This is a genomic window from Citrobacter portucalensis (assembly GCF_002042885.1).
GTDB classification, from domain to species: Bacteria; Pseudomonadota; Gammaproteobacteria; order Enterobacterales; family Enterobacteriaceae; genus Citrobacter; species Citrobacter portucalensis.
This window is the reverse complement of sequence record NZ_MVFY01000002.1, coordinates 136,819-154,539: the sequence shown is the minus strand read 5'-3', so window position 1 is coordinate 154,539 and position 17,721 is coordinate 136,819. Positions and strand designations below refer to the sequence as shown.

At 53.2% G+C, this 17,721-nt stretch carries 17 protein-coding genes; 5 read left to right on the top strand and 12 right to left on the bottom strand.

Features of this window, described 5'->3' with window-relative positions; translation table 11 throughout:
- Window positions 1-13 precede the first annotated feature (13 nt).
- Window positions 14-772 carry an amidase activator ActS gene (gene actS, locus BZK40_RS03510; RefSeq protein ID WP_020996306.1) on the bottom strand — a complete coding sequence of 253 codons (759 nt, stop codon included), beginning with the start codon at window positions 770-772 and terminating at the stop codon, window positions 14-16.
- Window positions 773-938: 166 nt separating this feature from the next.
- Between actS and idi the strand changes: the two genes are divergently transcribed.
- A complete protein-coding gene (gene idi, locus BZK40_RS03505) occupies window positions 939-1,493 on the top strand; it encodes an isopentenyl-diphosphate Delta-isomerase (RefSeq protein WP_048215592.1) in 555 nt (184 codons plus the stop codon).
- Window positions 1,494-1,570: 77 nt separating this feature from the next.
- Here idi and lysS read toward each other — a convergent pair whose 3' ends face one another.
- The 5 genes from lysS to xerD form a co-directional block, all read right to left on the bottom strand.
- Entirely contained in the window at window positions 1,571-3,088 is a 1,518-nt protein-coding gene (gene lysS / locus BZK40_RS03500) for a lysine--tRNA ligase (RefSeq protein ID WP_003026911.1), read from the bottom strand.
- A 9-nt stretch (window positions 3,089-3,097) separates the two neighbouring features.
- Window positions 3,098-4,196 (bottom strand): peptide chain release factor 2 gene (prfB, locus tag BZK40_RS03495; RefSeq protein ID WP_100194817.1). Its coding sequence is split into 2 segments (ribosomal slippage): window positions 3,098-4,120 and window positions 4,122-4,196, totalling 1,098 coding nucleotides; the frame shifts between segments, so codons are not numbered across the junction.
- Between the two features lie 91 nt (window positions 4,197-4,287).
- Complete coding sequence (gene recJ / locus BZK40_RS03490) at window positions 4,288-6,021, bottom strand: single-stranded-DNA-specific exonuclease RecJ (RefSeq protein ID WP_079934163.1); 1,734 nt, start codon at window positions 6,019-6,021, stop codon at window positions 4,288-4,290.
- A gap of 5 nt (window positions 6,022-6,026) precedes the next feature.
- Entirely contained in the window at window positions 6,027-6,740 is a 714-nt protein-coding gene (gene dsbC, locus BZK40_RS03485) for a bifunctional protein-disulfide isomerase/oxidoreductase DsbC (protein ID WP_048225463.1), read from the bottom strand.
- A gap of 23 nt (window positions 6,741-6,763) precedes the next feature.
- Window positions 6,764-7,660: a site-specific tyrosine recombinase XerD gene (xerD, locus tag BZK40_RS03480; protein ID WP_003825519.1), complete on the bottom strand. Its 897-nt coding sequence runs from the start codon at window positions 7,658-7,660 to the stop codon at window positions 6,764-6,766.
- Between the two features lie 113 nt (window positions 7,661-7,773).
- Between xerD and fldB the strand changes: the two genes are divergently transcribed.
- On the top strand, window positions 7,774-8,295 hold the full coding sequence (gene fldB, locus BZK40_RS03475; protein ID WP_003026933.1) for a flavodoxin FldB: 522 nt from the start codon (window positions 7,774-7,776) through the stop codon (window positions 8,293-8,295).
- Between the two features lie 101 nt (window positions 8,296-8,396).
- On the opposite strand, the gene BZK40_RS03470 is transcribed toward fldB, so the two are convergent.
- Together BZK40_RS03470 and sdhE are read right to left on the bottom strand one after the other, a co-directional pair.
- Window positions 8,397-8,804 carry a protein YgfX gene (locus BZK40_RS03470; protein ID WP_071446521.1) on the bottom strand — a complete coding sequence of 136 codons (408 nt, stop codon included), beginning with the start codon at window positions 8,802-8,804 and terminating at the stop codon, window positions 8,397-8,399.
- Window positions 8,785-9,051 (bottom strand): FAD assembly factor SdhE, encoded by a 267-nt coding sequence (gene sdhE / locus BZK40_RS03465; protein ID WP_003825514.1) that lies wholly within the window; start codon window positions 9,049-9,051, stop codon window positions 8,785-8,787. Before sdhE ends, BZK40_RS03470 begins: the two co-directional genes overlap by 20 nt.
- A gap of 257 nt (window positions 9,052-9,308) precedes the next feature.
- Here sdhE and ygfZ point away from each other — a divergent pair, with 257 nt between their 5' ends.
- The gene (gene ygfZ / locus BZK40_RS03455) at window positions 9,309-10,292 is read left to right on the top strand and encodes a tRNA-modifying protein YgfZ (RefSeq protein ID WP_079934162.1); all 984 of its coding nucleotides are present in this window, start codon (window positions 9,309-9,311) and stop codon (window positions 10,290-10,292) included.
- Window positions 10,293-10,423: 131 nt separating this feature from the next.
- On the opposite strand, the gene trhA is transcribed toward ygfZ, so the two are convergent.
- Together trhA and yqfB are read right to left on the bottom strand one after the other, a co-directional pair.
- A complete protein-coding gene (gene trhA / locus BZK40_RS03450; RefSeq protein WP_060683277.1) occupies window positions 10,424-11,086 on the bottom strand; it encodes a PAQR family membrane homeostasis protein TrhA in 663 nt (220 codons plus the stop codon).
- A gap of 163 nt (window positions 11,087-11,249) precedes the next feature.
- Window positions 11,250-11,561 (bottom strand): N(4)-acetylcytidine aminohydrolase, encoded by a 312-nt coding sequence (gene yqfB / locus BZK40_RS03445; RefSeq protein WP_003026949.1) that lies wholly within the window; start codon window positions 11,559-11,561, stop codon window positions 11,250-11,252.
- Between the two features lie 52 nt (window positions 11,562-11,613).
- Here yqfB and BZK40_RS03440 point away from each other — a divergent pair, with 52 nt between their 5' ends.
- A complete protein-coding gene (locus BZK40_RS03440; RefSeq protein WP_071445579.1) occupies window positions 11,614-12,342 on the top strand; it encodes a MurR/RpiR family transcriptional regulator in 729 nt (242 codons plus the stop codon).
- A gap of 120 nt (window positions 12,343-12,462) precedes the next feature.
- Window positions 12,463-13,896, top strand: coding sequence for a 6-phospho-beta-glucosidase BglA (bglA, locus tag BZK40_RS03435; RefSeq protein ID WP_048236723.1), 1,434 nt, complete (start codon window positions 12,463-12,465; stop codon window positions 13,894-13,896).
- Between the two features lie 93 nt (window positions 13,897-13,989).
- Here the strand turns inward: bglA and BZK40_RS03430 are convergent, their stop codons facing one another.
- Window positions 13,990-14,733: an SDR family oxidoreductase gene (locus BZK40_RS03430; RefSeq protein WP_048215587.1), complete on the bottom strand. Its 744-nt coding sequence runs from the start codon at window positions 14,731-14,733 to the stop codon at window positions 13,990-13,992.
- Between the two features lie 77 nt (window positions 14,734-14,810).
- Entirely contained in the window at window positions 14,811-17,684 is a 2,874-nt protein-coding gene (gcvP, locus tag BZK40_RS03425) for an aminomethyl-transferring glycine dehydrogenase (protein ID WP_079934161.1), read from the bottom strand.
- Window positions 17,685-17,721 lie beyond the last annotated feature (37 nt).

The following is a 17,721-nucleotide window of genomic DNA, read 5'->3' as shown; positions in this document are numbered from 1 at the left end:
GATTAAATCACCGTCAGCATTTTGGCTTACTGCCCTGCGGCGGCAAATAACGCAGCGGATCGATAGCCGTCGCCCGGTAGCGGATTTGGAAATGCAGCCGCACCGTAGTCGCATCCGAGCTGCCCATCGTTGCGATTTTCTGCCCGGCCTTCACGTTTTGACCGTTGTTCACCAGCATGGTGTCATTATGCGCATACGCAGTGATGTAGTCCTCACTGTGCTTAATCATGATGAGATTACCATAGCCCCGCAGCTGATTACCGACGTAAACCACCTTCCCGGCGCCGGCGGCATAAATCGGTGTACCGCGCGCAGCCGAGATATCAATGCCCTTGTTGCCGCCGTCCGCGGTTGAATAAGGCAGGATCACCTTACCGCTGGCAGGCCACAGCCAGCAACGTTGCCCTACCGGAGGCCAGGAAGACTGCGGTACGGACGAAGACGGTCTGACCGCTGCCGTTTTGGTTGAGGATTTCTTGGTTGTTTTGCCAGAGTTAGAACTGGTTTTCGCGCCACCGCTGACCTTCAGTTTTTGCCCTACTTCAATGGTATAGGGCGGTGAAATATTATTCAGGCGGGCGATCTCTTTCACGCTGGTCCCGGTAGCGCGCGAAATACGGTATAGCGTATCCCCCCGCTTCACGGTATACACGGAGCCGGAATAACTTCCTGTATCAGACGACTTGCTCCCGGAACACCCTGCTAACAGCAGACCGACGCACAGCAACATCACGATACCCAGGCCATTTTTCTTCAGGCGTCCTGCACTCAAAACAATACCTCGCAACATTTTCAGACGCTTTATCATAGCAGCCAGAAACCGGATGCCAAATCATATCGCGCAACGAACCGTCGGCCCTGGCATTTCACACCCTCTGTTAATCAATCTGACTTAATTAAGCATATAATATGGATGCTTAAGATTGATGGTGGACGCTATGCGACAGGAACATGTCATTTTATTGAATGAGCAGGACCAACCCTGCGGAACGCTGGAAAAATATGCGGCGCATACCGCCACAACCCCCCTGCATTCCGCTTTCTCGTGCTGGATATTTAACGAGCTGGGCCAACTGCTGGTCACCCGCCGCTCGCTGCACAAAAAAGCCTGGCCTGGCGTCTGGACCAACTCTGTCTGTGGTCACCCGCAGTTGGGTGAAACCCACGAAGCCGCTATTGTCCGCCGGGCTCGCTTCGAACTGGGTGCAGACATCGACTCGCTCAGCCCCGTGTATGCTGACTTTCGTTATCGCGCTACAGACCCGAGTGGAATTGTGGAAAACGAAGTGTGCCCGGTTTATGCCGCACATATCGTGAGTCCGCTACAGCTAAACCCAGATGAAGTGATGGATTGCCAGTGGAGCAGTCTTGAGGATGTCTTAAGCGGGATTGACGCGACGCCGTGGGCTTTTAGCCCGTGGATGGTAATGCAGGTTGCAGACAAAGAAGCGCGTGCGCTGTTGCGGAATTACTGCCAACAAATTATTGCCTGATGGCGCTACGCTTATCTGGCCTACATAACGAATCGTAGGCCGGATAAGGCGTCAGCCGCCATCCGGCATTTCACACCTTACTTAACCGGGCGCATCGCCGGGAACAGGATCACGTCGCGGATAGTGTGGCTGTTGGTGAACAGCATAACCATACGGTCGATACCAATGCCCAGACCCGCAGTCGGCGGCAGACCGTGTTCCAGAGCGGTAACGTAGTCTTCGTCATAGAACATTGCTTCGTCATCACCCGCATCTTTAGCGTTAACCTGATCCTGGAAACGCTGCGCCTGATCTTCCGCATCGTTCAGCTCGCTGAAACCGTTACCGATTTCACGTCCGCCGATGAAGAATTCGAAGCGGTCAGTGATTTCCGGGTTTTCGTCATTACGACGCGCCAGCGGAGAAACTTCTGCCGGGTACTCGGTAATGAAGGTCGGTTGAATCAGGTGCGCTTCCGCAACTTCTTCAAAGATCTCGGTCACGATACGGCCCAGACCCCAGCTCTTCTCAACTTTGATGCCGATAGATTCAGCAATCGCTTTTGCAGAGTCGAAGTTATCCAGATCGGCCATGTTGGTTTCCGGACGGTATTTCTGAATCGCTTCGCGCATGGTCAGTTTTTCGAACGGCTTACCGAAGTCGAAGACTTCTTCACCGTAAGGCACTTCAGTCGTTCCCAGAACGTTCTGCGCCAGCGTACGGAACAGCGATTCGGTCAGTTCGATCAGATCTTTGTAGTCCGCATAAGCCATGTAGAGTTCCATCATGGTGAACTCTGGGTTATGGCGAACAGAGATGCCTTCGTTACGGAAGTTACGGTTAATTTCGAATACGCGTTCGAAGCCGCCAACCACCAGACGCTTGAGGTACAGTTCCGGCGCGATACGCAGGTACATATCCAGATCCAGCGCGTTATGATGGGTGATGAACGGACGCGCAGCGGCACCGCCAGGGATCACCTGCATCATCGGGGTTTCCACTTCCATAAAGCCACGAGCAACCATGAACTGACGGATGCCAGCCATAATTTGTGAACGCACTTTAAAGGTATTGCGGGATTCATCGTTAGAGATGAGATCCAGGTAACGTTGACGATAGCGGGCTTCCTGATCCTGCAGACCGTGGAATTTGTCCGGCAGCGGGCGCAGCGCTTTGGTCAGCAGACGCAGTTCGGTGCAGTGAATAGACAACTCACCGGTCTTGGTCTTGAACAACTTACCTTTCGCGCCGAGGATATCGCCCAGATCCCATTTTTTGAACTGCTCGTTGTAGACGCCTTCAGGCAGGTCATCGCGAGCAACGTACAGCTGAATACGGCCGCCAACGTCCTGCAGCGTAACGAATGATGCTTTACCCATAATACGACGGGTCATCATACGGCCAGCAACGGATACCTCAATGTTCAGCGCTTCCAGCTCTTCGTTTTCTTTCGCGTCGAAGTCAGCATGCAGTTGGTCTGAGGTATGATCGCGACGGAAATCGTTCGGGAACGGGATCCCCTGCTCACGCAGGCTCGCCAGCTTCTCACGGCGCGTTTTCAGTTCATTGTTAAGGTCGGCTACCGCGTCAGCGCCCTGTACGTGTTGTTCAGACATTTTGGTTCCTCATAACCCTGCTTTCAAACTTGCTTCGATAAATTGATCCAGGCTGCCATCCAGCACCGCCTGCGTGTTACGGGTTTCAACCCCGGTACGCAGATCTTTGATGCGGGAGTCATCAAGGACATAAGAACGAATCTGGCTACCCCAGCCGATATCTGACTTGTTGTCTTCCATCGCCTGTTTCTCGGCATTCTTCTTCTGCATTTCCAGTTCATAAAGCTTCGCTTTCATCTGCTTCATGGCCTGGTCTTTGTTCTTGTGCTGGGAACGGTCGTTCTGACACTGCGTCACAATCCCAGTCGGGATGTGGGTAATACGCACCGCAGATTCCGTACGGTTAACGTGCTGACCACCCGCACCAGAGGCACGGTAAACGTCAATACGCAGATCCGCCGGGTTGATATCGATATCAATATCATCATCAACTTCCGGATAAACAAACGCAGAACTGAACGACGTATGGCGACGTCCGCCGGAGTCGAACGGACTCTTACGAACCAGACGGTGTACGCCGGTTTCAGTACGCAGCCAACCGTACGCATATTCGCCAGCAATTCTGATGGTCACGGATTTAATACCCGCCACTTCACCTTCAGACTCTTCAATAATTTCAGTCTTAAAGCCGCGCGCTTCAGCCCAACGCAGATACATGCGCATCAGCATGCTTGCCCAGTCCTGCGCTTCCGTACCGCCAGAACCTGCCTGAATATCGAGATAGCAATCTGCGCTGTCATATTCACCGGAGAACATACGACGGAATTCCAGCTGGGCCAGTTTATCTTCCAGCGTGTCGAGTTCTGCTACGGCTTCGTTAAAGGTTTCTTCGTCGTCGGCTTCTACAGCCAGTTCCAGCAGGCCGGAGACATCTTCCAGGCCCTGGCTCATCTGATCGAGCGTATCAACGATGGCTTCAAGAGAAGAACGCTCTTTACCCAGCGCCTGCGCGCGTTCGGGTTCGTTCCATACGTCCGGCTGTTCCAGCTCGGCGTTTACTTCTTCCAGACGCTCTTTCTTGGCATCATAGTCAAAGATACCCCCTAAGAACGTCAGAGCGCTCCGTGAGGTCCTGAATGCGGTTATTTACCGGATTAATTTCAAACATTGTCTGATTTCTTTTATTGGACTAGTCAAAATGCGGTGATAAGAGCGGGATTGTAACTAATCCACGCCCTTTTTTATAGCGATTAGTGACGCTAAAGTGGCCAGATATTGTCGATTATAATCTGCAAACTACGGTTGCCGCGAAACTCGTTAATATCCAGTTTGTAGGCAAGCTGAACTTCGCGCACGCCGTTGTCCGGCCAGCAGGTGGTATCGACGTTAAACGCAATACCGTCCAGCAGTGGGCCGCCGCCAACAGGCTCGACCATCACCTTCAGATGACGCTCACCGACCAGACGCTGCTGGAGCAAACGGAAATGCCCGTCAAACAGCGGTTCCGGGAACATTTGCCCCCACGGTCCGGCATCGCGCAGCATTTGTGCGACCTCCATGGTCATCTCCGACGCGTTCAGTGGGCCATCCGACACCACTTCACCTTGCAGTAAGGCGGGATCCAACCACTCGGTTACCAGTTCGCCAAAACGCTGCTGGAAACGCTCAAACTGCGCCTCTTCAAGCGATAAGCCCGCAGCCATGGCGTGACCGCCAAACTTGAGGATCATGCCCGGATAAAGGGTGTCCAGGCGCTCCAGCGCATCGCGCATGTGCAGCCCCTGAATCGAACGCCCGGAGCCTTTAAGAGTACCGTCACCTGCCGGGGCAAACGCTATCACCGGGCGATGGAATCGCTCTTTAATACGCGATGCCAGAATCCCCACAACGCCCTGATGCCACTCGGGATGATACATCGCCAGACCGCCCGGTAGCGTATCGCTACTGCGTTCCAGCTTTTCACACAGGGTCAGCGCTTCTGCCTGCATACCCTGCTCAATTTCTTTGCGCGTCTGGTTGAGTGCGTCCAGCTCATTGGCCAGCACGCGCGCTTCACCAATGTTGTCGCACAGCAACAGCGCTACGCCAACGGACATATCGTCCAGACGCCCCGCCGCATTCAGCCGTGGCCCGAGGGCAAAACCTAAATCACTGGCTGCCAGCTTTAGGGGGTCGCGATTGGAAATCTCCAGCAGCGCTTTGATACCAGGGCGGCATTTTCCAGCACGGATACGGCTTAAGCCTTGCCACGTCAGAATGCGGTTATTGGCATCCAGCGGTACTACGTCCGCCACCGTGCCAAGCGCAACCAGATCGAGCAAATCCGCCAGGTTCGGCGGTGCAATGCCTCGCTCATCAAACCAGCCTTTGTCACGCAGGAAAGTGCGCAGCGCCAGCATCAGATAGAAGGCTACACCAACGCCTGCCAGCGATTTCGACGGGAACTCACAGTCGTGCAGGTTAGGATTGATGATCGCCTCCGCGCCCGGCAGCGTATCCCCTGGCAGGTGGTGATCGGTCACAACGACCGGGATCCCCAACGTTCTGGCATGTTCGACACCCGCGTGAGACGAGATGCCGTTGTCTACGGTGACAATCAGCTGAGCACCACGGGCATGGGCCTGATCAACGACTTCCGGGCTTAAACCATAACCGTCCTCAAAACGATTTGGCACCAGGTAGTCAACGTTACTGCAGCCCAACGCGCGCATCGCCAGGATGCTTAGCGCCGTGCTGGTCGCGCCATCGGCATCGAAATCGCCAACAACGATGATGCGAGTTCCCGCACGAAAGGCGCTGTAGAGGATCTCAACCGCCTTTTCGACACCGTTTAAATGCTGCCACGGCAGCATTCCTTTGACGCTACGCTCAAGCTCCTGCGCGCTACGTACACCGCGACTGGCGTATAAACGACGCAACAATGGCGGCAAGTCATCAGGCAGCTCGGCTGTCTCGTCGGCTTCACGCCGACGAAGTTGTATCTGTTGTTTCACGCGAATTATTTACCGCTGGTCTGTTTTGCATGTGCGTCGAGGAATTCTTTCATCTCTTTCGGGCCCTGATAACCAGGTACGACATAGCCATTGCTCAGCACAATCGCCGGTGTACCGCTGACGCCAAACTGTACGCCCAGCGCATAGTGGTTAGCGATATCCACATCACAGGTCGCCGCTTTCACGCCCTTGCCTGCCATCGCATCATCAAAGGCTTTGTTTTTGTCCTTAGCACACCAGATAGACTTCATGTCCTGCTCAGCCTGGCTGTCCAGCCCCTGACGTGGGAAGGCCAGATAACGAACGGTGATCCCCAACGCATTGTAATCTTTCATCTCTTCATGCAGCTTGTGGCAGTAACCACAAGTGATGTCGGTGAAAACGGTAATGACGTGTTTTTCCTGCGGCGCTTTGTAGATGATCATCTCTTTTTCCAGCGCGTTCAGATGCTTCATCAGCAGTTGGTTGGTGACATTCACCGGACTTGCGCCGCTCACGTCGTACATCGGTCCCTGAATAATATGTTTACCATCTTCAGTTACGTACAGCACGCCGCTATTGGTCAGTACGGTTTTCATGCCCGCAACCGGAGCAGGTTGAATCTCGGTGCTCTGCACACCCAGCTTTGCTAATGACTGACGAATTGCCGCGTCGTCTGCATGTACCATGCCGGAAAACGCCGTCGCCAGAAGGGTGAACATCATAAAACGTTTTTTCATAGCCTATCCTATCCTGTCAGCACTCACGCTCGCGGGTGATGCTGTTGATGTAGTTGCCGCAAGCGCTCCGTTGCGACATGAGTATAAATCTGCGTTGTCGAGAGATCGCTATGCCCCAGTAGCATCTGCACCACGCGCAGGTCTGCGCCATGGTTGAGCAGATGCGTGGCAAACGCGTGCCGCAGGACGTGCGGTGACAGCTTTTCGCTGTCGATTCCCGCCAACACAGCATAGTGTTTGATACGATGCCAGAAGGTCTGACGGGTCATCTGTTGCGCCCGCTGACTAGGAAACAGCACATCAATCGATACGCCGTTGAGCAACCATGGACGCCCATGCTCCAGGTAAGTTTCCAGCCAGTACACAGCCTCCTCACCCAACGGGACAAGGCGCTCTTTGTTACCTTTACCGATCACCCGTACCACACCCTGACGCAGGCTGACGTCACTCATCGTCAGTCCTACCAGTTCAGACACGCGCAGGCCTGTTGCATACAGCACTTCCAGCATGGCTTTGTCGCGTAGCTCCAGCGGTTGCTCAATAAGCGGCGCTTGTAGCAGCCGCTCAACCTGCGCTTCGCTGAGATCTTTAGGCAGGCGCTGCGGAAGTTTAGGTGATGCAAGCGAGGCGCTGGGGTCATCTTCGCGATATTTTTCGCGGTACAGATGCTGAAAAAAACGTCGCGTCGCACTGAGCAAACGTGCGGAACTGGTGGCTTTATACCCTCCATCCATCCGCTCAGCCAGCAAGGCTTGCAGATCATCACTTTGCGCGGTCGCAAGCGAAGCGCCGCGGTGATGTAACCATTCCACAAGCATGGTCAGATCGCGACGATACGCACTTAATGTGTTTTCCGCCAGATTTCGTTCCAGCCACAGGGCATCAAGAAACTGCTCGATGCGCGCCAGATCCTGTTCCACTCGCGCCCCTTATTCCACTCTCATTTTTGATGCATTATGCCTCATTGTGCCGAGAATGCGGCGATTCTGTTACACTACCCGCAACGCTACAGCAGAATTGAGATGTTTACGTCATGAACATGGGTCTTTTTTACGGTTCCAGCACCTGCTACACCGAAATGGCAGCAGAAAAAATCCGCGATATCCTGGGTCCCGAACTGGTGACACTGCACAACCTCAAAGACGATTCTCCGACCCTAATGGAGCAATATGACGTGCTCATTTTGGGCATCCCAACCTGGGATTTCGGTGAAATTCAGGAGGACTGGGAAGCGGTCTGGGAGCAACTGGACGACCTCAACCTGGAGGGCAAGATTGTCGCGCTTTACGGTATGGGCGATCAGTTGGGATACGGCGAATGGTTCCTGGATGCGTTGGGTATGCTGCACGATAAACTGATCACCAAAGGTGTAAAGTTTGTCGGCTACTGGCCCACAGAAGGCTACGAATTCACCAGCGATAAACCCGTCATTGCTGATGGACAGCTGTTTGTTGGCCTGGCGCTGGATGAGACGAACCAGTACGATCTCAGCGATGAACGCATTCAGGCCTGGTGCGAGCAAATTCTTGGGGAAATGGCCGAGCACTGGTCCTGATAACCGATTTGCCGGATGACGGCGTAAATGCCTTATCCGGCCTGCATGACGCACCTAACTGTAGGCCTTCAAGCTGCGCGCCATCAGGCATGTGTCATGCGTTACCCTTGCTTCGCCTTTTGCAGCATCAACCGCCGTAAATCCCGCCACTCTGTATCATCCATACTGTCTGCTGCCAGCCACAAATGTTGACGTTTTCCGGCATCAGATCGCAAGCGTAGCATCATACCTGTTTTAACCATCCAGGGGGCGCTAACGATAGACCACTCTTGCCCTTGCCAGCGCAGACGGCCATCCATCAATAGCCGAATCTCACCCTGACAGGCGTTGATTCGACGCTGACTGCGAACGCTATCGAACACCACCAGAGAGAGCAAAACCAGCCATAATGGGGTGTAGCTCAATGGCCAGGGCATCAATAAAATAAACACCGCGACCAGCCCATGAATTAGCAGTGAAAGCCACTGCGCGCGCCATGATACGCGTAAATCAGATTGCCACTGGACCACGTTCCCGATTCCGTGTCTGGATAAGTCGCACCATCTGTTCCAGCTGCTCATCAGCTGGTTTCCCATGATTCATCAACCAGTTAAATAAATCTGGATCATCACATTCTAGCAGACGGATGAAGATACGTTTTTCTTCGTCACTTAAGCTGTCATATTCATGTTCAAAAAACGGCATGATCGAGATGTCCAGCTCGCGCATACCGCGGCGGCATGCCCAATGAATACGTGCTTTGTTGTTAATATCCATGTTCTTCTCCCTGTCTCGCGAAAACGAAGTATCCCGCTATTGTAACGTGTTTTTCCCGCTCTTTTTACGGGAATATCAGTAAACTGAAGCTCGCTCGCTAAATAAAACCTTATTAAGCCAAAGGATTCACCAATTTTGGATGTCTCCTCGCAAAGCACAATATATGGCACAAATAGCCTGTTTAAACCGCTTGCAATGGTCCATAGCTCTTTTACCATTAGTCATCATCACTGCGTTAAGCAAATCAGGACATTATTATGGCTTTTACATCTTTTCCTCCTCGCCAGCCTTTTGCGTCAACGCGTTTACCTCTGACGCTAATGACGCTCGATGACTGGGCGCTCGCCACCATCACAGGTGTCGACAGTGAGAAGTATATTCAGGGTCAGGTCACGGCGGATGTCAGCCAGATGACCGAGCATCAGCACCTGTTGGCTGCACATTGTGACGCCAAAGGTAAAATGTGGAGCAACCTGCGTCTGTTCCGCCAGGGTGACGGTTTTGCATGGCTTGAGCGCCGTAGCCTGCGTGATGCGCAGCTCACTGAGCTGAAAAAATACGCGGTCTTCTCGAAGGTGGCGATCGCCCCAGACGACGAGCGCGTCTTGCTGGGCGTAGCGGGATTCCAGGCACGTGCAGCGCTGGCCAATATCTTCAGCGAATTACCGAACAGTGATAAGCAGGTCATTACCGAAGGTGCCTCCACGGTATTGTGGTTCGAACACCCTGCCGAACGTTTTCTGCTGATCGTTGATGCCACCACCGCAGAAACCTTGGTTGAAAAGCTGCGTGGCGAAGCTGAGTTAAATAACAGCCAGCAGTGGCTGGCGCTGGATATCGAAGCGGGTATCCCCGTGATTGATACAGCCAACAGTGCACAGTTTATTCCACAGGCTACCAATCTGCAGGCTCTGGGCGGGATCAGCTTTAAAAAAGGCTGCTACACCGGTCAGGAAATGGTGGCTCGTGCAAAATTCCGCGGAGCCAACAAACGCGCCATGTGGACTTTGGCGGGTGCCGCCGGTCGAGTACCGGAAGCTGGCGAAGACCTTGAATTAAAAATGGGCGAGAACTGGCGTCGTACTGGTACCGTACTTGCTGCAGTACAACTGGCCGATGGTCAGGTACTGGTGCAGGTTGTGATGAATAACGACATGGAGGCCGACAGCGTGTTCCGCGTCCGTGACGACGCAAAAACGCTGCGTATCGTACCGCTGCCATATTCGTTAGACGAAGAGTAATTGGTAGGCCTGATAAGCGCAGCGCCATTAGGCAATTCGGCACAGGCCGCCGGATTGCGGCATTGCCTCGTCCGGCCAACAAAATACAGCCCGGGCGAGGCGTTTACGCCGCCCCCGGGGTTGCACTGAATCTATGCGTGTTGCCCCACGTACAGATAGATCGCCAGGAAGTGGCAAACGCTACCGCCCAGCACAAAGCCGTGCCAGATCGCATGGTTATAAGGAATACGCTTACAGACGTAGAAAATTACGCCCAGCGAATACACTACACCGCCAACAGCCAGCAACGTCACGCCTCCCGTCGCCAACTTCACCGCCAGTTGATACACCACAATCAGCGAAAGCCAGCCCATTGTCAGGTAAGTCACCAGCGACAGAATTTTAAACCGGTGTGCGATGGTCAGTTTGAATAAAATACCGATCAGCGCCAGGCTCCAGATAACAATCATAAGTCCACGTGCCAGCGGCGAATCAAGCCCCACCAGCAGAAATGGCGTGTAGGTCCCGGCAATCAGCAGATAAATCGCACAGTGGTCGAACTTTTTCAGCCAGACTTTCGCTCTCTGATGGGGGATCGCGTGATACAAGGTTGAGGCGAGGAACAGCAGGATCATGCTGCCGCCGTACAGGCTATAGCTGGTAATCGCCATAGCGCTGGCATTGGTATCCACTGCCTGAACCAGCAACAACACCAGTCCGACAATCCCAAACACCAGCCCGATACCGTGACTGATGCTGTTGGCTATTTCCTCTGCCAGCGAATATCCCTGCGCGATTAATGGCTTCTGAACCATAACTTACTCCCGAGAAACGAACCCTATCGTGATTGCTCCTCTAGCGTAACTGAGAATGGTTCCAGTGAACACCTGTTAGCTAAAATAATTACCAGATAAATATTTACCATTAAAAATCATGGTGTTAGTTTTTAAATTTCAGCTAACATGTGTACTATTAAAATCAAAGGCATTTAAAATCAATCACATAAAATTGCGTCTGATTCGGGTAAATCTCGGCAATGACATGTTTAAGTTCTTCAAGCGTCATGTTTTCCTGCTGGGCATGTTTATCCGTCAGCGTATCCAGCGTGACGGTTGAGGTGCCAACAACCTCAATCGTGCAGAAGTAACCGTCATCTTCGAAGCGCCCAACCCGTAAAATGTCCCCGGCTTTGAAGTGTGATTCAGACTCGTCACGAATAGTGATGGTCTTGCGTCCGGCCAGAATGTCATCCTGGAAACGCTGAAAAAAAGTGATGTCATTTGGCTGCATGTTATTATTCCCTGTAGATGAAGTCTGATGAGTGAGTTTTGCCATTGTGAGTATGTTCTCCCACGCTGCCATCGCCAGTCTCAACAATCTTGAGATGCTGGTCTACAACTATGTCATCAAAAACCGTGACAAAGTCATGTACATGACCATTCGCGAACTGGCCGATGCCGTGGGTGTTTCCACTACCACCGTACTGCGCTTTTGCCGCAAGCTTAAGTGTGAAGGTTACTCAGAATTTCGCGTGCGCTTCAAATTATATTTAGAGCAGAATGAACCGCAACAGGCTAATTTCGGTGCCAGCGAAATTATCAGCTTCTTTAAAGGCGTTAATAATGATGAGTTCGATAACCTGCTCGATCAGGCTGTTGATATTATATTATCTTCCGAACGTATTATATTCGTCGGAGCGGGAACATCCGGAGCCTTAGCCAAATATGGCGCACGTTTTTTCTCAAACGTTGGAAAATTCAGTAATCACATTGATGATCCTTATTTCCCGGTAACGAATGACATGGCCAGAAACGCGCTGGCGATCGTGCTTTCCGTTTCCGGTGAAACAGAAGAGATCCTGCGTTTTGCCAGCCAGTTCAGCCTGCATAACTGTAGGGTCCTGTCTGTCACCAGTCATGAACATTCGCGGCTGGCCAAATTGGCTGACTTTAATCTCTCCTGGCACGTTCCACAGACGCGCATTGCCGGGGTATACGATATAACCACACAGATCCCCGTTATTTATATTCTGGAGTCACTCGGCCGCAAGCTGGCGAAAAGAATAGCGTAAAAAAACAATCTGTTTTTTGGATGTAACAAATCACATTAGCACTATTTTGTTATATCGTGACATTTATCTTTCCTTTGTTAGACTCAAAATCAGATTGTATTAATTTGAGACTGAGCGCAGATGAAAAAACTCACCTTACCAAAAGATTTTTTATGGGGCGGCGCGGTTGCGGCGCACCAGGTTGAAGGCGGCTGGAACAAAGGTGGCAAAGGCCCCAGTATTTGCGATGTACTGACCGGTGGTGCGCACGGCGTTCCGCGAGAAATCACTCAGGAAGTTGTGCCCGGTAAGTACTACCCCAACCACGAAGCCGTCGATTTTTACGGTCATTACAAAGAAGACATTAAGCTGTTTGCCGAGATGGGCTTCAAATGCTTCCGTACCTCAATCGCCTGGACGCGTATCTTCCCCAAAGGGGATGAAAGCCAGCCGAATGAAGAAGGGCTAAAGTTCTACGACGACATGTTCGATGAACTGCTGAAGTACAACATCGAACCGGTCATCACCCTTTCCCACTTTGAAATGCCGCTGCACCTGGTTCAACAATACGGCAGCTGGACCAATCGTAAAGTCGTCGATTTCTTTGTCCGATTTGCTGAAGTCGTTTTTGAGCGCTACAAGCACAAGGTCAAATACTGGATGACCTTTAACGAGATCAACAACCAGCGCAACTGGCGCGCACCGCTGTTTGGTTATTGCTGCTCCGGCGTGGTGTATACCGAGCATGAAAACCCGGAAGAAACCATGTACCAGGTGCTGCATCACCAGTTCGTGGCCAGCGCTCTGGCAGTGAAAGCCGCACGTCGCATCAACCCGGAAATGAAAGTCGGCTGCATGCTGGCGATGGTGCCGCTGTACCCGTTCTCCTGTAAGCCTGAAGATGTGATGTTCGCGCAGGAATCGATGCGTGAGCGCTACGTTTTCACCGACGTTCAACTGCGCGGCTACTATCCATCATATGTACTGAACGAGTGGGAACGCCGCGAATTCAACATCCGAATGGAAGCTGGAGATGAGCAAATCCTGCGTGAAGGCACCTGTGACTATCTCGGATTCAGTTACTACATGACCAACGCGGTAAAAGCGGAAGGCGGCAGCGGCGATGCCATTTCTGGTTTTGAGGGCAGCGTACCGAACCCGCACGTAAAAGCGTCCGACTGGGGCTGGCAGATTGATCCGGTCGGTCTGCGTTACGCCTTATGCGAACTGTATGAGCGCTATCAGAAACCGCTATTTATCGTAGAAAACGGATTTGGTGCCTACGACAAAGTGGAAGAAGACGGCAGCATCAACGACGACTATCGCATCGACTATTTGCGCGCCCACGTTGAAGAGATGATGAAAGCGGTAACCTATGATGGCGTAGACCTGATGGGCTACACGCCGTGGGGCTGCATCGACTGTGTCTCGTTCACCACCGGTCAGTACAGCAAGCGCTACGGCTTTATCTACGTGAACAAACACGACGACGGCACCGGCGATATGTCGCGTTCACGCAAGAAAAGTTTTAACTGGTACAAAGCGGTGATTGCCAGCAACGGCGAGAAACTTTGATTTTTTGCCGGATGGCGGCGTAAACGCCTTATCCAGCCTACAGATTAAATTCCCGTAGGCCGGATAAGCGTAGCGCCAACCGGCGATTAAACCCTACTTCCCGCCAGCCAGTTCCAGAAAACTGCCCGTTACGTACGACGCCTTCTCGCTCAGCAGCCAGGTAATCGCCTGCGCGACCTCCTCCGGTTGTCCGCCGCGCTGCATAGGCAACATCGATTTCACGCGATCGACCCTTCCCGGCTCGCCGCCTGAAGCGTGCATTTCAGTGTAGATAAGACCAGGTCGCACGCAGTTTACGCGGATCCCTTGCGCCGCAACCTCCAGCGCAAGGCCGGTGGTGAGCGTGTCCACAGCGCCTTTTGAGGCCGCGTAATCAACATATTCGAATGGCGCACCAAGCCGCGATGCCGCCGAAGAGACATTCACAATCGCCCCGCCTTGCCCTCCGTGTTTGAAAGACATGCGCTTTACCGCTTCCCGACAACACAAAAAATAGCCGGTAACATTGGTCGCCAGCACGCGGTTAATTCTTTCGGCGGTTAGGCTTTCCACCGTGCTCTGTTCAAACAAAATCCCGGCATTATTCACTAACGCAGACAGTGGTTCACCTTCGCGGTCAATGGATTCAAACATTGCCACAACCTGGCTTTCATCGCTGATATCAGCCCGTAGAGCAAACGCCTTTCCCCCGGTAGCGGCAATGGTATTCACCACCTCCGTTGCTGCACGGATATTGTGATGAAAGTTAACCGCAACCGTGTAACCCTCTTGCGCTAACTGCAGCGCGGTTGCCCGCCCGATGCCGCGACTGCCGCCAGTAACCAGTGCGATTCCCATGGATACCTCCAGATATGAAAAAGCCGGGAGGCGACTTCGCCTTACCCGGCCTACAAAAGCTTTACTGCGCGGAAAAGTTACTGATATTCGCTCATCGGCACGCAGGAGCAGAACAGGTTACGGTCACCGTAAACATCATCAAGGCGTTTCACGGTCGGCCAGTATTTGTTCGCCACACCAGCCGGGAAGACGGCGATTTCGCGGCTATAACTGTGATTCCACTCCGCGACCAGCTCGTTTTGCGTGTGCGGTGAGTTAACCAGCGGGTTATCTTCCAGTGACCATTCACCGGCTTTCACGCGATCGATTTCAGCGCGGATTGCCAGCATCGCATTGATAAAGCGATCAAGTTCCACTTTGCTTTCAGATTCAGTCGGTTCAACCATCAGGGTACCCGCGACCGGGAATGACATAGTCGGCGCATGGAAACCGTAATCGATCAGACGCTTGGCAATATCCAGTTCGCTGATGCCGGTCTCTTCTTTCAGTGGGCGAATATCGAGAATGCATTCATGCGCCACGCGACCGTCGCGGCCGGTATACAGTACCGGATAAGCATCTTTCAGACGGCTGGCAATGTAGTTAGCGTTAAGGATAGCCACCTGGCTTGCCTGCTTCAGACCTTCTGCACCCATCATACGGATGTACATCCAGCTGATTGGAAGAATGGATGCACTACCGAACGGCGCCGCAGAAACTGCGCCCTGACGGGTGAGCATTCCTTCAATCTGCACTACGCTGTGACCCGGTACGAACGGTGCCAGATGTGATTTGACGCCAATCGGTCCCATACCTGGGCCGCCGCCGCCGTGCGGAATGCAGAATGTTTTATGCAGGTTGAGGTGCGAAACATCTGCGCCGATAAAGCCCGGCGTGGTGATCCCAACCTGAGCGTTCATGTTCGCGCCATCGAGGTAAACCTGGCCGCCAAACTGGTGTACAACGTCGCACACTTCACGGATCGTTTCTTCATACACGCCGTGAGTAGACGGATAGGTCACCATGATGCAGGAGAGATTCGCAGCATGTTGTTCTGCTTTTGCTCGCAGATCGTCCAGGTCGATGTTGCCGTTCTTATCACAAGCGACAACCACAACCTGCATCCCCGCCATCTGTGCGGATGCCGGGTTAGTGCCGTGGGCAGAAGCCGGGATCAGACAGATATCGCGGTGGCCTTCGTTACGGCTTTCGTGATAGTGACGAATCGCCAGCAGACCCGCATATTCGCCCTGCGCGCCGGAGTTCGGCTGCATGCAGACGGCGTCATAACCGGTCAGTTTTACCAACCACTCGGAAAGCTGGCCGATCATCTGGTGATAACCTTCTGCCTGCTCTGGCGGGCAGAACGGGTGAAGTTCAGCGAATTCCGGCCAGGTGATAGGGATCATCTCGGCGGCAGCGTTCAGCTTCATGGTGCAAGAACCCAGCGGGATCATTGCCTGGTTCAGCGCCAGATCTTTGCGCTCCAGCGAGTGCATGTAGCGCATCATCTCGGTTTCACTGTGATAGCGATTAAACACCGGATGGCTGAGGATCGCATCGTCACGCAGCATGCTGTCCTGAATGGAACGGCTGTCGAGCGCCACATCTTTATCCAGCGTATCGATATTCAAACCGTGGCTGTCGCCCAGCAGAACATTGAACAACTGCACCACGTTTTCACGGGTGGTGGTTTCATCGAGCGTAATACCTACCGCGTTATGGATATCGCTACGCAGGTTGATTTCTGCCGCTTCGGCACGCGCCAGAACAGCCGCTTTGTCGGCCACTTCAACACACAGAGTGTCGAAGTAGTGCGCATGGCGCAGCTTCAGCCCTTTCTGCTGCAGACCGGCCGCCAGAATATCAGTCAGGCGGTGGATGCGATTAGCGATACGTTTCAGGCCAACCGGACCATGATAAACGGCATACAGGCTGGCGATGTTGGCCAGCAGAACCTGCGAGGTACAAATGTTGGAGTTCGCTTTCTCACGGCGGATATGCTGCTCGCGAGTCTGCATCGCCATGCGCAGTGCGGTATTGCCCGCCGCATCTTTCGATACGCCGATAATACGGCCTGGCATGGAGCGTTTGAATTCGTCTTTAGCGGCGAAGAATGCCGCGTGTGGGCCGCCGTAACCCATCGGTACGCCGAAGCGTTGCGCAGAGCCGAAAACAATATCCGCGCCCTGTTTGCCCGGTGCAGTCAGCAGTACCAGCGCCATAAAGTCGGCAGCGACACTGACCACAACTTTACGGGATTTCAGCTCGGCAATCAGTTTGCTGTAGTCGTGCACTTCACCGGTGGTGCCAACCTGCTGCAACAGCACGCCAAACACATCCTGGTGATCCAGTGCTTTCGCCGCGTCATCAACAATGACATCAAAGCCAAAGGTCTCTGCACGGGTGCGAACCACGTCCAGCGTTTGCGGGTGAACATCAGCCGCCACAAAGAAACGGTTGGCATTTTTCAGTTTGCTGACACGTTTGGCCATCGCCATGGCTTCAGCAGCCGCAGTGGCTTCATCCAGCAGAGAAGCAGAAGCCATATCCAGGCCCGTCAGGTCCAGTGTGACCTGTTGGAAGTTCAGCAGAGCTTCCAGACGCCCCTGGGAGACTTCCGGCTGATACGGCGTATATGCGGTGTACCAGCCTGGGTTTTCCAGCATGTTACGCAGAATAACCGGTGGCAACTGCACGGCGGTGTAGCCCATGCCAATGTAGGACGTGAAGCGCTTGTTACGCCCGGCGATGGCTTTTAATTCAGCCAGCGCAGCGTATTCGGTTGCCGCCTCGCCCACCTGTGGCGGGGTTGCGAGCTGAATGTCTTTCGGCACAATCTGGCCGATCAGCGCGTTTAACGACTCGGCGCCAACCGCATTCAGCATCTCTTGCTGCTGCGCGGCGTCCGGTCCGATGTGGCGTTCAATGAAAGCGCCGCTGTTTTCAAGCTGGCTTAACGTCTGTGTCATGGGCGATGGTTCCTGAAACGTGCAGTGAATCGTGATG

What these genes read in the sequence shown, in the direction of transcription:
- sdhE (WP_003825514.1), bottom strand. Translation starts at nt 9,051, where the DNA reads ATGGATATTAACAACAAAGCACGTATTCATTGGGCATGCCGCCGCGGT.
- BZK40_RS03440 (WP_071445579.1), top strand. Translation starts at nt 11,614, where the DNA reads ATGTTCTCCCACGCTGCCATCGCCAGTCTCAACAATCTTGAGATGCTG.
- gcvP (WP_079934161.1), bottom strand. Translation starts at nt 17,684, where the DNA reads ATGACACAGACGTTAAGCCAGCTTGAAAACAGCGGCGCTTTCATTGAA.
- idi (WP_048215592.1), top strand. Translation starts at nt 939, where the DNA reads ATGCGACAGGAACATGTCATTTTATTGAATGAGCAGGACCAACCCTGC.
- yqfB (WP_003026949.1), bottom strand. Translation starts at nt 11,561, where the DNA reads ATGCAGCCAAATGACATCACTTTTTTTCAGCGTTTCCAGGATGACATT.
- ygfZ (WP_079934162.1), top strand. Translation starts at nt 9,309, where the DNA reads ATGGCTTTTACATCTTTTCCTCCTCGCCAGCCTTTTGCGTCAACGCGT.
- lysS (WP_003026911.1), bottom strand. Translation starts at nt 3,088, where the DNA reads ATGTCTGAACAACACGTACAGGGCGCTGACGCGGTAGCCGACCTTAAC.
- BZK40_RS03430 (WP_048215587.1), bottom strand. Translation starts at nt 14,733, where the DNA reads ATGGGAATCGCACTGGTTACTGGCGGCAGTCGCGGCATCGGGCGGGCA.
- trhA (WP_060683277.1), bottom strand. Translation starts at nt 11,086, where the DNA reads ATGGTTCAGAAGCCATTAATCGCGCAGGGATATTCGCTGGCAGAGGAA.
- dsbC (WP_048225463.1), bottom strand. Translation starts at nt 6,740, where the DNA reads ATGAAAAAACGTTTTATGATGTTCACCCTTCTGGCGACGGCGTTTTCC.
- fldB (WP_003026933.1), top strand. Translation starts at nt 7,774, where the DNA reads ATGAACATGGGTCTTTTTTACGGTTCCAGCACCTGCTACACCGAAATG.
- bglA (WP_048236723.1), top strand. Translation starts at nt 12,463, where the DNA reads ATGAAAAAACTCACCTTACCAAAAGATTTTTTATGGGGCGGCGCGGTT.